General features: G+C 61.5%; 12 protein-coding genes. 6 read left to right on the top strand and 6 right to left on the bottom strand.

What is annotated here, in order from left to right:
* Positions 1-14: 14 nt before the first annotated feature.
* The 6 genes from ACEXP3_RS05120 to ACEXP3_RS05095 form a co-directional block, all read right to left on the bottom strand.
* On the bottom strand, positions 15-674 hold the full coding sequence (locus tag ACEXP3_RS05120) for an acyl-homoserine-lactone synthase (RefSeq protein ID WP_377296302.1): 660 nt from the start codon (positions 672-674) through the stop codon (positions 15-17).
* A gap of 89 nt (positions 675-763) precedes the next feature.
* Entirely contained in the window at positions 764-1,495 is a 732-nt protein-coding gene (locus ACEXP3_RS05115) for a LuxR family transcriptional regulator (protein WP_377296301.1), read from the bottom strand.
* 449 nt (positions 1,496-1,944) lie between these two features.
* Positions 1,945-3,252 (bottom strand): NtaA/DmoA family FMN-dependent monooxygenase, encoded by a 1,308-nt coding sequence (locus ACEXP3_RS05110; protein ID WP_377296300.1) that lies wholly within the window; start codon positions 3,250-3,252, stop codon positions 1,945-1,947.
* Positions 3,249-4,496, bottom strand: a complete 1,248-nt coding sequence (locus tag ACEXP3_RS05105; RefSeq protein ID WP_377296299.1) for an acyl-CoA dehydrogenase family protein — start codon at positions 4,494-4,496, stop codon at positions 3,249-3,251. Before ACEXP3_RS05105 ends, ACEXP3_RS05110 begins: the two co-directional genes overlap by 4 nt.
* Positions 4,497-4,678: 182 nt before the next feature.
* Positions 4,679-5,764, bottom strand: a complete 1,086-nt coding sequence (locus tag ACEXP3_RS05100) for a rhodanese-like domain-containing protein (RefSeq protein ID WP_377296298.1) — start codon at positions 5,762-5,764, stop codon at positions 4,679-4,681.
* An 11-nt stretch (positions 5,765-5,775) separates the two neighbouring features.
* Positions 5,776-7,386: an ABC transporter substrate-binding protein gene (locus ACEXP3_RS05095; protein ID WP_377296297.1), complete on the bottom strand. Its 1,611-nt coding sequence runs from the start codon at positions 7,384-7,386 to the stop codon at positions 5,776-5,778.
* Positions 7,387-7,784: 398 nt separating this feature from the next.
* On the opposite strand from ACEXP3_RS05095, the gene ACEXP3_RS05090 reads away from it, so the two are divergent.
* The 6 genes from ACEXP3_RS05090 to ACEXP3_RS05065 all read left to right on the top strand — a co-directional run bounded on the left by ACEXP3_RS05090 (position 7,785) and on the right by ACEXP3_RS05065 (position 13,982).
* Positions 7,785-8,648, top strand: coding sequence for an NADPH-dependent oxidoreductase (locus ACEXP3_RS05090; protein ID WP_377296296.1), 864 nt, complete (start codon positions 7,785-7,787; stop codon positions 8,646-8,648).
* Between the two features lie 230 nt (positions 8,649-8,878).
* On the top strand, positions 8,879-9,934 hold the full coding sequence (locus ACEXP3_RS05085) for an ABC transporter substrate-binding protein (RefSeq protein WP_377296295.1): 1,056 nt from the start codon (positions 8,879-8,881) through the stop codon (positions 9,932-9,934).
* A gap of 9 nt (positions 9,935-9,943) precedes the next feature.
* Positions 9,944-10,819, top strand: coding sequence for an NmrA family NAD(P)-binding protein (locus ACEXP3_RS05080; protein WP_377296294.1), 876 nt, complete (start codon positions 9,944-9,946; stop codon positions 10,817-10,819).
* Between the two features lie 12 nt (positions 10,820-10,831).
* Positions 10,832-12,001, top strand: coding sequence for an LLM class flavin-dependent oxidoreductase (locus ACEXP3_RS05075; protein WP_377296293.1), 1,170 nt, complete (start codon positions 10,832-10,834; stop codon positions 11,999-12,001).
* A 262-nt stretch (positions 12,002-12,263) separates the two neighbouring features.
* The gene (locus tag ACEXP3_RS05070) at positions 12,264-12,602 is read left to right on the top strand and encodes a DUF3088 domain-containing protein (protein ID WP_377296292.1); all 339 of its coding nucleotides are present in this window, start codon (positions 12,264-12,266) and stop codon (positions 12,600-12,602) included.
* A gap of 27 nt (positions 12,603-12,629) precedes the next feature.
* On the top strand, positions 12,630-13,982 hold the full coding sequence (locus tag ACEXP3_RS05065) for an LLM class flavin-dependent oxidoreductase (protein WP_377296291.1): 1,353 nt from the start codon (positions 12,630-12,632) through the stop codon (positions 13,980-13,982).
* Positions 13,983-14,000 lie beyond the last annotated feature (18 nt).

The raw sequence follows: 14,000 nt of genomic DNA, 5'->3' as shown, positions 1-14,000 counted from the left end.
TGCCGCCCGCCCGTTCACGCTGCCAATCCAATCGCTCTGGATTGGTCGATGGACAAGGATTTCGAATAAAGAGGATCGGTAATCCCGGTTGCTTCGCGCATTCGGTCCAACACAACCGGCGAGACCTCAAACAATCCACAGCACACGGGCAATCGACCGTAGCCATCGGCGCGGCCAAGCTCATCGACATCCACCCCTGCTCTTCGATACACACGACGCATGTGCGGCTCGTAGTTGGAGAGCATCATATCGATCCCGTGATGAAGCGCGCATTCGCACAGCGCGACCAGAAGGCGACTGAATGCGTCCAGAGGTGTAAGCTCTGGAAAGTCGAGTGAGACTGCTTTCTCATCGACACACATGCGCGTTCCTTCCCAGATGCCCGGCGCCACGAGATCGATGTCTGCAGGGAATGTCCCGCGGAAGACATCATAGAGGAGCGTGGGACCGGTGGTCGGCATAAGCCGCATGGATCCATACAATCGTTGTCCGTCGTCGTCGCACCATAACAAGTATACCGGGCCGAGGTCGTCGTAACGGTCTTTTTCGCTGCCGTTGGTGACGGTCACTGACCAACCAAGATGGTCTGAGAATACCTCCTTGCGCAGCTTGAACATGCGGTCCAGCAGCCCCGGATATCGTGCATATTGATGCGCTTCTAGCGTGATAAACATGAGTTCCCCCTTTTGGATATTGCAGAGGCATCATGCAGAGTTGCAGTTCCAGTTGAAACTCCCGCGCCTGCGCCGCCCCATTTGGGGGGTCAGACTGGATTGATCAGGCGCAGGCTTATCGCTTTGGCGATGGCTTGGGGAATGTTCGCACAGGACAGCTTAAAGCGTGCAGACTTCAGATATCCTCTGGCTGTGTGGTCTGAGATGCCCAGGATGCAGGAAATGTCTTTGTATTCCTTGCCCAAGGCTGCCCAATGAAGGCATTCCCTCTCGCGCCGGCCAAGTGGTGGTGCCGGATCTTCCTTGCCATAGAGTTCAACTAACGCCTTTGTGTGCAAGCCGTGTGCGAGTTCAAGCCAGTGAGCTCTGTAGTGCACGACGAGGGCTGACCACTGATCTTGCGGCATGTCAATATTGAGCGATACGAGGGCTCGGCGGCCACACCTATCAATGATTGGTATTGCATAACCTGAAATTCCGAGACCATGCTGTGTGGCGTCCTCGAACAGTCGCTGAGCCGCTGGGGTTACCTCCAGCTCGCTCCATAGAAATGGCAGGCTCCTTGAAACGCCCTCGATGAGAACGGGATCAATGTTGAAGTAGCCTTGCTGCAGGTATCTGCTGACCCAGTTCGGCGGGTACGTCGTTCTGACGAATGGTGCGTCTATCCGAGACGCTATGGTTTGTGCCATGTGGTAGGTGACATGCGAGAGCTTATAAGCATCTCTCAATAGAATTATCGAAGCTGCGACATCTGTCGCATGCTGAATAGCTACGAAGGTTTGTTCAAATAACTCCCGTGCATAGGTTTTTTCGTCCATGGCCGCCCCCTACAACTATGTGCAATCTTAAGAGGGTAGCGAACCTTTGCAAAAATGTCTTATAATACGTGATTAACGTTGATGGACGGCTATTAGTCATTTGGCCGCTGTGAACGTTCTATGAAGGGTTTTTGAGTGGGCCACGTTGGCCGAGTTGACCATGCGCACGGAAGCAATCGGCCGAACTGATCAGCTTTGGTCAGTGGAGAGCCGAAGGCGGATCGCTTCGACGTGACTGATCGGCGGCCTCCGCGATTGCCACCATGATCAAGTAGACAAGCGTCTGTTGGTGACCTTGCCCCCGAGCTTACCCAGTTTTGAGTTCGCTCCGGCGATTTTTGGTTTCGTATGTGCGGCGGTAGCGGCGTGCGGCGATACGGAGCCGGACCGGCTGCGCCGCACCGCAACACGGCGATCTCCCCCTTGACCTGATCGCCCGTCTTGGGCCTTCAATCCGGGTAAGGCAGGCGGTAGCGGTCGCGGATGGTGCGGCCTTCGTAGTCGCGGGGGTAGACGCCGCGATCCTGCAGGATCGGCACGACTTTCTCGACGAATTCCTCGATATCGTCCGGCGCGCGTGGCGGCTGCAGGGTGTAGCCGTCCACGGTTCCGTCCTCCCAGAGATCGATGATCTGGTCTGCCACCTCTTCCGGCGTGCCGAGGACGAGGCGGTGGTGACCTTCCGAACGGCGTACGGCCTCACGCGCCGTCAGCCTTTCGTAGGTGAGCAGGTCCGACAGGCCAAGCCCCATGCCGACCGCCCATTGGCGGTTCTGGTCCGGCACGAAACGCTCGGCTTCCAGCACGGCATCGGGATCGAAGGTGGCGGGATCGATGCCGTTTTCCCTGGCGAAACGGGCGAGCAGCCCGTCTTCGGAACCGGTGCCGCTGAACAGTTCGTGCTTGCGCAGCGCCTCTTCTCGGGTTTCGCCGATGATGGCGACGAGCCCCGGCACGATACGGATGCCGGACGGGTCGCGGCCAACTTCGACGGCCTTGTCCTTCACCTTCTTGCCAAAAGCCTGTCCGGCCGGGCGGGAGAGGATGTTGCAATAGATGATTTCGCCGTGGCGTGCGGCAAGTTCGATGCCGCCTTCGGAGGCGCCCGCCTGCGCAATGACCGGGTGTCCCTGCGGGCTGCGCGGCACGTTGAGCGGCCCCCGCACCTGGAAGAATTGCCCTTCGTGATCGATGGTGTGCGCGCTCGATGCATCCCAGAAACGATCCGGCGGAACCTCACCTTCACGACGCGGATCCCAGCTTGCCCAGAGCTTTTTCGCCACATCCAGGAATTCGATGGCGCGCGGATAGCGCTCGCTGCGGGGCGGCAGGGGCGCGTTGCTGAAATTGGCCGCCACATTCGGGTTGAAGGAGGAGACGACGTTGACGATCAGCCGCCCGCCGGAGACGATATCCAGCGACTGCACCCGCCGCGCCAGATTATAGGGCGAATTATAGGTGGAGGTGATCGTGGCGACAAAGCCGATATCCGGCACCTGGGCCGAGAGTGTCGTGCAGAGGATCAGCGGGTCCAGCGTGTGGAACGGGCGGCTCAGTGGGTCCGTCAGCAGGGCCGGGTGATCGGAGAAGAAGACGGCATCGAACCGCCCCTTGTGCGCAAGCTCCGTCAGGCGGCGATAGTAGTCAGGGTCGTTGATGTCATGCCGGTCACCGGTGCGGTATTTCCAGGCATTGGCCAGATAGCCGGTTGTGTTGATGCCGACATTCAGGTTCAGCCGTCTCTTCGTTTCAGTCATGCTTTGGCTTTTTCTCTTTCAGGATGAATGCCGACGCCCGCTTGCGGGGAGGGCAGTGTGCCGTTGATGGCAAAGTCGCCGACGACACGATCATGGTAGATGCGGGGGTTGTGGGAGGTAATGGTGCGGGCATTGCGCCAGTGGCGGTCGAGACCATGGCTCTTCTTGGCCGCCGACGCGCCAAGCGCATCGAACAATATCGTTGTGGCCTCGAGTATCAGGCTGGAGACGACGGTGACCGACTGGCTGACCTCCAGGTCGGCATCGCGGTTGGCGCGCGCAATGGCCTCGGTGTCTCCGGTCAGATTGGCCGCATGCGCGCGCTGCAGCGCGTCGGCAGCCTTCAGCACGATGGCGCCGGCGGCATAGGCGGCGCTGCGCACGCGACCGACAACCTGCAGGATCTGCGGGTCTTCACCGGGGAGGGTGGCGTTGCTGCGCGCATAGACGCGCCGCCGCTCCGCCACCAGCCCCGCCACTTCCGTGGCAGCTGCCCGGCCGATGCCTGCCAGCGAGGCGAGATGCACCAGCTGGAAGAAGCCACCGGAATAGGAGAAACGCAGCGCGCTCGGCTTGATCAGGTCATTGCTGATCTCAACATCGGCGAAACGCGCGGTGCCGCTTGCCGTCAGCGACTGGCCAAACCCATCCCAGTCATCGATGATCTCGACGCCTGCCGCTCTGGTCGGCACGAGGGCGCCGATCGGATGGCCATCGCCGTCCACGGCACCGAGCGTGATCCAGTCGGCATAGAGCGAGCCGGTCGTGTAGAATTTCTGGCCGTTCAGCAGCCAATGATCGCCGTTGCGGATGAGCTGGGTGGAGTAGCTGCCAAGGGGCGCGTTGCCGATCTCGGAAAAGCCGCTGCCGATGGTTTCGCCCGCTGCAAGCTTCAGAAGCCAGCGATCCCGCCAGTCGCCGGGCGGCGCGTTCAGAAGATCTTCGGTGAAGCCGAGATGACTGCGATAGGCATTGGTGAGGTTGGGATCGGCTTCGGCCAGCTCGATCAGCAGGCCGAAGAGTTCCGGCAGCGTCAGCTCCGCGCCACCGATTTCTTCCGGCAGCCGCAGGACCGAAAAGCCTGCGTCCTTGAGCCGCCGATATTCCGCAAAGGGAAGCGTGCGGGCCAGATCGCGTTCGATGGCGCCGGCATGAATATCGGCGAAGATCGGCCGAAACCGGCTCGCAATGGCGTCGAATCGTTCGCTTGGCGCAGCACCCCAGGCGTTGGCAATGTCGGTCATGTCTTAAGAATCCTCCCGCGGACGGTCGGCCACGAGGCCCAAACCTATCAGCTGGCTGAGAGGACGCAGGCGATGAATGTTTGCTCGTGGCGAAAGAAATTATTGTTTGAACCGGACCCGGACGCGGCATGCCGCCCCTGATCATGCCGCTGTCCGGGTCCGGTCCTGCAGGCAGCGACCGGTCAGGCCGCCGCCCGTTTCTCGGCGTTGAAGTCGTGGAGCAGAAGCGCGATCTCAAAACCCCGGCGAGCCAGCCAATGGGCGACAATCCTGGCGCGAGCGCCGAGAGGATCGTCGACCAGGATAACCCGCGCTCCGCGCACCGAGAGTGTGCGATAGGCGACACCCAGCAGCTGCCCACCTTCCGACGAGATGGAGTGCGGCAGATGATCCGCCGCAAATTCCTCCGGCGTGCGCACGTCGAGAAGATAGGTTGTCCGCTCCGGATCGGACGTCCAGGCTTTCGCTGTTTCGAGGTCGATGAAGGTCAGCTGATCGTCCTTCGACAAGGTGGCGAGATGGTCTTCCGCAAACCGCACCGCCTGATCGCTGGCTTTGCCGAACGTGGCCGTCAGGCCCTGTTCCAGCCCAAAGCCTGCTTCCGTCCAGCCGCGTGTTCCTTCGTCCAGATAGGCCACGAAGTTATCGACCCCGGCATCGATCAGCGTCTGGGCGCCGAGGATTGCGCGCGGCAGGCCGGCGCAGGAAACGACCACTTTCGTCTGCGGGTTCGGCACGCTGTCTCGGAAGCGCAGCAGAAGCTCCGCGCCGGGAATGGCGACCGCGCCCGGCACATGGCCCTTCTCGAATTCCGGCAAAGTGCGCGTGTCGATGACGATCACATCTTCACCGGCATCGCGCCAGGCCTGAAGTTCGGCTGCGAAAACGACGGGTGTCTGCTTTTCGTCGCGGATCTTTTTCACGAAAGGCAGGCCCGGCACATCGAAGGTGGGCAGGTTGTCGGTTCCCTTCTCGGTCCAGGCGGGAATGCCGCCCTTCAGGGCATGAAGATCGCCCCAGCCATTCTTCGACAGCGCCTCGGCGGCTGCGACCGCGGCTCCCTTGCCGTCGTCCACGAGCACGGTGCGGATCGAGCGGCGGGGGATGAAGCGATCGATCTCGGCAAACAGCCGGTCCGCCGGCAGATTGGTGGCAAACAGCGGCGAGGCATAGCCGACCTCATCTGCGGGGCGAATATCGAGAACCGCAAGTTCCCGGCCATCCGCCAGCCAGGCGGCGAAAGTCTTCTTGTCGATCTGATGTGTCATGTCGCTCTCCTTCAGACGCCCGGTTCAAGCCAGATGTCGCCAAAGCTCCAGTTGAGGCCCTGGGCGCCGGTGACGAAATTCTTCACGCGCTTGTTGGCGACCATCTGGCTGCCGGCGGCGACGAGATCGACGGATGCCACCTCGTCATGGATGAGATGCTGGAAGCGGCTCCACAACTCCCAGCGCTTTTGCGGGTCCGACTCGATTGCGGCGGCCTCCAGCAGGGCATCCGCCTGCGGATTGTCGTAATGGGCGGCATTCGAGAAGGGCAGGCCGATCTTGAAGTTCTTGCTCCAGTAGGCGCGCTGGATGCCGAGCGTCGGATCAAACGTGTTCGACAGCGATTCCACCACGAGATCGAAGGCCCGATCCGTGTAGACCGTCTTCAGGAAGGTCGGCAGGTCGTATTTGCGGATCTCGATGCCGATGCCGATCTTTTCCAGCTGGCTGCGGATCACATCGGCGTAGCCTGGCACCAGGTAGGAATTGTAGGTCAGCCGCAGTTGAAAGCGCTTGCCATCCGCCTTGCGCGGAAAGCCCGCCTTGTCGAGCAGCGCTTCTGCCGCCTTGGGATCGTAGGGGTGGGCGGTGATCTTGGAATCATACCAGTTCGGCAGGGCTGTGCTGACGGGGCTGGGCGACACCTGCCCATAGCCGTAAAGCGCGACATTGACGATTTCCTGCAGGTTGATCGCCTTGGCGATGGCAAGACGGACATCCTTGTTGCGCAGCAGCTCGGTATCGTAATTGAAGAAAAGCTGCTGTTGCGGGCCCGCATAGGCATAGGTCGTGGTATCGACCACCAGATTCTTGTTCTGCTTCAGGCGCTCGATGTCCGCCAGCGGCACCGGGTTGTCGCCGATGTCGGCCTCGCCCGTTTCCAGCGCCACGGCACGGGCTGCGGGGTCGGTCACGATGCGCAGCACGACGCGGTCGAGATAGGGCTTGCCCTTGTCCCAGTAGTTGGGGTTCTTCTCGAAGATCAGGTGGCTGCCCGGTACCCATTCGCTGAGCTTGAACGGACCGGTGCCGATGGCGGTCTTCAAGGTCTGGCCGTCGCCGGGCGGCAGTTTTTCGAAAATGTGCTTCGGGACGATCGGGGATTCGGAGCTCGACTGGGCCGCCAGCAGGAAGGGAGCGGGCTTGGAAAGCACGATAACGGCCGTCAGCGGGTCCGGCGTCTCGACGGCCACTACGTTCTGGTAGGTGATGCGGCCGCGCGGATGCGCCTCCTTCAGGCGGAAGATGGAGAAGGCCACGTCTTCGGAGGTGAAATCCGCGCCGTCATGCCACTTCACGCCGGGCCGGAGCTTGAAGGTGTAGCGTAGGTTATCCGGGGAGATCGACCATTCGGTCGCCAGAAGCGGCTGCGGCTTCAGATCGAAATCGAAGGTCAGCAGGCCTTCGACGATTTTCGGCCCGATGGCCTGCCCGGTGCCGGAGGAGGTGTTGATGGCAAACAGTGCATTGCCCGGATCGACGCGGTAGAGAAGCTTCAGCGTTCCGCCGGAGACGGGCTTTGCCGTCTGCGCCGATGCAAAGGACGGTGACAGCAAGGAGAGGGAGGTTCCGGCCGTGGCAGCCAGCAGCAGGCTGTTGAAGGCGCGTCTTGAAAATGACATGGGCGCAGTCTCCTGTGAACGAGGGGCAATCCGATCGTCAGAGCATCACGAAGCCTCGCCGAGTTCAGAAGAATGAATTTCTTTATGGAGCGGTAAAATTTCCTGTGCCCGGTAGAATTTGCTACGGTCTAGGGTGATCTGGCCCTTTTCAGTTCGTCTGAGGGCTCGCCGCGAGTTTGCCGAACCTCACCATCGGGCGTCCGCGCCATTTGAGAAAAATCAGCCGAACCGCCATTGCGCCCGAATAGCCGAAATGATCTTTCATCCAGCCTCATGCTGTTGGGAGGAAATTCCTCGGCAAGGCGCAAAGTCGGAGTTTTAGTGAGCGTGACAGAGGACGGCAGCCCAAGCGCGCTCGCTGGCCATTGAAGAGAAATCCATTCAGGCGAGGACATTTCATGACATCGACAGTTTTACGGCAGATATCCTCGCAGGATGGCGAGGTGGATCGACAGACACTTTGGCAGGCACGGTATGGCCGCCGGGCACCGGTTCCGGCCCTGCCTTCCGAGTGGAACGACACGCTCGAGGTCCTGCTCAACCACCGAAGCTCGCGCAATTATCGCCCCGATGCCTTGCTGGCCGGCACGGTCGAACTGCTGGTGGCCGCCGCCCAATCGGCGCCGACCTCGTCCAACCTTCAGGCCTGGAGCGTCATTGCCGTGGAAGACCCGGAGCGGAAAGCCCGGCTTGCGGGCTTTACCGGTGGCAATGCCCATATTCTGGCGGCCCCGCTTTTCCTGGTCTGGCTGGTCGATCTGGCGCGCCTGCGGGAGATTGCCCGCCAGCATGGCAATAATGGTGAGGGGCTCGATTTCCACGAGAGCTTCCTGATCGGCGCGATCGATGCGGCGCTTGCCGCCCAGAATGCGGTGGTCGCCATCGACTCGCTCGGGCTTGGTTCCTGCTATATCGGCGGCATGCGCAACCAGCCGGAAGATGTGGCCCGCGAACTGAAGCTTCCGCCGGAAACAGTTGCCGTCTTCGGCCTGACCGTCGGCTATCCGGATCCTGCGGTGGAGACGGATGTGAAGCCGCGCCTGCCGCAATCGGCCGTCCTGTTCCGCGAAGAGTATGGAACAATCCGCCCGGAGGATCTCGCCTCCTATGATGACGCCATGAAGGCCTTCCAGCAGAAGCAGAAGCTGCCGCTCTCCGGCTGGACCAGCGTGATTGCCAAGCGCATCGAAAACGCAGCGGCGCTCAAGGGGCGCTCGCAACTCACCGCCATTCTGCGGCGGCTTGGTTTCCCTCTGAAGTAGCCTCGGCTCGCTTCATGGTGATTGGCTCGGGAAAAGGCTTTCTACTTTTTCCCGCAAACGCCCAATGGGGTCGGATGTGGGGCCGGATGCCAATCCGGCCCTTTTCGCGCCAACCGGGACTTGGAAACGATCCGTTCCCGCCCCCGCGTGATTATAGTATATAATTTCTATGGACTTTTCACGAATGTCGTTAGCCTGAGGCATCCTTTTCTCCGACGCAGGATGTCTCTATGGCGCAGGCCGCTCCCCGTCTTTCTTCCGCACCGTCCTCGGTGTGGTATACGCGCTGCCCGGCGCCGACGCCGCTTTCCATCGCGGCCCAGCTGGGTTGGGTGGACCAGGCGTTTTCCCGCCACCGGATCGATGTCACATCCATTCGGGATTCCGCCGATCCGAAAATCCGCCAGAGCCATTTCGACCACCATCTCGACTGGTCGTTCCGCCAGGGCGGCAATATTCCGCCGATCTGGGCGCGATCCGGCGGGCGCCGCACCCGTCTCGTCGGCTTGACGCGGACCGACGAATTTCAGGCGGTGATCACGTTGCCGCATCTCGGCATTCGTACTGGCGCAGACCTCAAGGGACGAAAGCTCGGGCTGCCCCGCCGTCCCGGCGATATCATCGACTTCCAGCGGGCAACCTCCTTGAAGGGCATCGTGTCGGCGCTGGAAATTCATGGTCTGGCGGCTGCCGACGTGGAGCTGGTGGATCTGGTCGCGCAGTCCTCCAGCCCCGGTTCGAACGCGGACGCATCGACCTTTACGCCCCGCCGCAAGCTTCCCTATGGCGAGGAGATCGCGGCACTGCATCGCGGCGAGATCGACGCCTTCTTCGTCAAGGGAGCGGAAGGTGTCACCGTCGCCAGCCTGATCGGCGCCCATATCGTGGTCGAGACGGGATTTCATCCGGATCCCAAGATCCGCATCAACAACGGCACGCCGCGCCCCCTGACGGTGGATGCGACCTTTGCCGACGAGCGCCCGGATCTCGTGGCGGAATTGATTGCCACGATCCAGCGCGTGGCCGACTGGGCCGAACAGCATCCGTCGGACGCCGTCCGCTTCATCGCCAATGAAATCGGTGTCAGCGAGGATGCGGTCCGGACCGCCAATGGTCCCGAGGTTCACCGCCATCTGGCGCTGACGCTCGACAGGGACGAGATCGATGCCATCGCGCATTTCAAGGATTTCCTACTGGAATGGAAGTTCATTCCGGAAAACTTCAACGTCGAAAACTGGGTGGATCCGCGCCCGCTGGCGCTGGCGCATCTGCGTCAGCCTTTGTGAGGTCGGATCATGCCATCCTCCATCCTTGTCACGGGTGCCACGGGCCGGCTCGGCCAGCTGGTGACACGCCGTTTGATCTACAGCGGTGATCGTGTCCGCGTCCTGACACGCCGCCCCGACGAAGCAAAGCGGCTCTTTAGCGGTGCGGTCGATATCGCTCAAGGAGACTTTGGAGACCGTTCAAGCCTGATGACGGCCTTGAATGGCGTCGAGCGGGTCTTTCTCCTGTCGCCGATCAGCGCAAATCTTGGCGCCCATCAGACCGCTCTCATCGATGCGGCTGTCGATGCGGGCGTGCGGCATATCGTGAAGATCTCGGGCTCGACCTGGACGATCGAACATTCCGATCGCTCCACGGCCGGTGCGCAGCACCGAAAGGTGGAGGCGCATCTTGCCGCGCGCGGTCTTTCTCATGCGATCATCCGTCCCAATGCGTGGATGCAGGTGTCCTTGGCGCCGGTCATTGCCGCCGCTCTGGCCGGCCGCGATCTGCCGGGTCGCTATGCGGGCGCCGCCGTCTCCTTTATCAACATCAACGACATTGCCGATGTCGCCGCGCGTGTGTTGCATTCCGGGTTGAACGTCAGCGAACCGCTGGTGCTGACCGGCGCGAAAGCCTTCACCACCTCGGACATCGCAGGCCTCGTCTCCGCCATTCTGCGTCGCCCCGTCGGCATCGATACGCAAGCGGTCGCCGTCTCCCCCGGACACGATGATGCGTTTGCGGCTCAGGCGGTGCGGGAGTTTGGCGCCCTCATTGCAGAAGGACTGGCCGCGCCGGTGACCGACACCGTCGAGCGGATGTTGGGGCGCAGGCCCGTCAGCCTGCGCCATGTGCTCGAACAGGCGCTCATGCCTTCGAAACGTAATGCCGAAACAGGCTGAGGGAGACAGACAATGGCAGTGACGGCTATTCAGGCCACCGGTGCGGAATTGAGGGCGCCATCGGATTTCGAGGAAAGCCCGCTCAGCCGGGCGACGGGCCAGCCGCTGATGCTGGGGCTGTTTCTCAATCTGCAGGACATCAACTTCTCCAGCCTGCCGACCAGCAACAGCTGGACCTTCGATTACAACGCGGAGCTGGTGAAGCGGGCGGACGAGCTTGGTTTCGAGATCGCCTTCAGCCGCACGCAATGGCTGCCGAAGGGTGGCTATGACGGCGAATCCTCGCTCGACAGTTTTATTGCACTCGGCGCCATGGCGGCGATCACCAAGAACATCCTGCTCATCTCGACGATCCATGTGCTGTACGGGCCGCTGCACCCGCTGCATCTGGCCAAATATGGTGCAACGCTCGATCATATCGCCAAGGGTCGCTGGGGCATCAATATCGTCACCGGCCACCGCGCCATCGAGCATGAGATGTTCGGCTGGCAACGCATCGACCATGACAAGCGCTACGAGATGGCATCGGAACTCTTCGACGTGCTGCATCATCTCTGGGGCGAGACAGAAAATTACTCCTTTGAGGGCAAGCTCAATCCCTGGTCGGTCAACAATGGCTGGATCACGCCGAAGCCGCTGTTCGGGCGTCCCAACCTCGTCACGGCCACCGGTTCGCCGGCGGGCATTGATTTTGCCGCGCGCCATTCGGATCTCGTCTTCGTCACGTCTCCCGGCGGCGCGCATATCGAGAGCGCCCTGGAGACGCTGCCTGCTCATGTCCGGACGGTGAAGGATCGCGCCAACGCCTATGGCCGGAGCGTGAAGACCATCATCAACCCGATCATCGTCAGCCGCGATACGGAAGCGGAAGCGATTGCCTATGCCGATGCGATCGAGGCCGGCCGGCCGCAGCCGGGCACGCGCGCCTTTGCCACCAACAATTACGACAGCGATGCCCATGCCTGGCGCGGCCGCGGCGATGCCCGCCACAAGCAGGGCCGCAATCTCGGCGGCAATATCGAGATCATCGGCTCGCCGGAACAGGTGGTCGAGCAACTCATCGGTCTCAAGAAGGCGGGCATCGATGGCGTCCAATTGAATTTCTACGATTTCCGCGAGGACCTTGAATACTTCGCAGATCGCATCCTGCCTTTGATGAAGGAGGCCGGCCTGCGCCTCTAACGCAAACCGCCATTCACGGGCGGCCATGGCAGGACTACACGCTGACACAGTTGAGGTGATGTGGGTCTCCTCCAACTCCCCGGCGCTCCTTCGGGACGCCGGGGCTTTTTGTGTTTCCGGCCACTCCCTGATGCCGTTCAAACGAGGATGGCATGCGCAATTTTTTTCTTCTTGATGCGGCAATATTGATTGCTGGACCGAGGCGCAATCCAGCTTCAAGCTGCATGCAGAGTTGAATTTTCCAATATGGATGGCGCATTGCATGGCAAAGGACAGGCTCTTCCTCATCGCTCCCGGCTTTGAAGATCCGAAGTATCCGGGCACGGTCTTCGTCTGCCCCTACTGCAACCAGGTGGAAGGCCTGCTCGCGAGTTTTCCCGCTCTTGCTGAGAAGATCGAGGTCAACCGGGTCGGTTTTCTGCGCCCGAGGGCGGATGTGATTGCCGTGGTCGGCGAGGAAAACCAGTCGCTGCCCTTGCTGGTGCTGGGCGACAATCCACCGGATGACGCGCGCGAGGCTGGCGGTGTTCATTTTGTGCAGGACACGAAGCGCATTCTCGATCTTCTGGCGGAGCGCCACGGCTTTCCCCGCCTGCATTAAATCTCGAACCGCAAAAAGGATGATCGCATGACAGTGCCGTCACGCTCGCTTGTTCTGAACGCTTTCATCTATCCGGCTGGCCATCACGAGGCGGCCTGGCGGTATCCAGCGTCCGAGCCACATCGGGTTACCGACATCAAGCTCTATCAGGAGATCGCCCAGAAAGCCGAGGCTGCCAAGCTGGACGCAATCTTCTTTGCCGACGCGCCGGTTCTCGATGAGAACATCCGTTATGCGGCGCGCCACCGGATGGAACCGATCACGGCCATCACGGCGCTGGCCGCCGTCACCGAGCGGATCGGTTTCATCGCCACGGCCTCCACGACCTATTACGATCCGTACAATCTCGCGCGGCTGCTTGCGTCGGTGGACCATATCAGCGGCGGACGCGTGGGATGGAATATCGTCACCACCTCGGCTGATCGCGCGGCGGCCAATTTCGGGCTGGAGAAACACCCGCCGCATGCCGACCGTTACCGGCAGGCGGCGGAGTTTGTCGAGGTCGTGACCAAGCTCTGGGACAGCTGGGAGGATGATGCGCTGGTGGTCGATCCGGCAAGCGGACTGTTTGCCGAGACGGATCATATCCATGCCATTCATCACAAGGGCGAGTTCTACAGCGTGCAGGGCGCGTTGAACCTGCCGCGCTCGCCACAGGGCCGTCCGGTCTACGTGCAGGCGGGCTCCTCCGATGATGGCCGGGCCTTTGCCGCGCGCACTGCGGAAGCGATCTTCACCGCGCATCAGTCGCTCGAAAGCGCGCAGGAGTTCTACGCGGATATCAAGAGCCGCGCGCGGGGCCAGGGTCGCAATCCCGATCACGTCAAGATCCTGCCGGGCCTCAGCCCGTTTATCGCTTCCACGGAAGCAGAGGCCAAGGCGCTGGAGGACGAGTTCAACAATCTCATCCAGCCGGCCTTCTCGCTCCAGCAACTGCGCCGCATCATCGGCGTCGATCTCTCCGGCGCGGATCTTGATGCGCCGGTGCCGAAGGAGGCCGTGGACGCGACACGGGCCCGTGCTGCTGCCAGCCGCCATCAACTGGTGCTGGATGTGATCGACCGGGAGAAGCCGACGTTGCGTCAGTTGTTGCACCGGCTTGCGGGCGCGCGTGGCCACAAGGTCATTACCGGCACGCCGGAGCAGGTGGCGGACTGGATCGAGCTTTGGCACCTGAGTGGTGCTGCCGACGGCTTCAACATCATGCCGCCTTACCTGAAGGGCGGCTTCGAGATATTTGCCGACGAGGTCGTGCCGATCCTGCAGCGGCGCGGGCTGTTCCGGCTGGATTACGAGGGCAAGACGCTGCGCGATCATTATGGGCTGCCGCGGCCGGACAGTCTTTACACTGCGGAAAGAAACCGCAAGGCGAGCGCATAAGCAAAAGATCACCAAGCA

This window comes from Neorhizobium fuzhouense (genome assembly GCF_042611105.1).
Lineage (GTDB): Bacteria > Pseudomonadota > Alphaproteobacteria > Rhizobiales > Rhizobiaceae > Neorhizobium > Neorhizobium galegae_A.
Note: the sequence above shows the minus strand (reverse complement) of the source record. Positions and strands in the feature narration are given on the sequence as shown.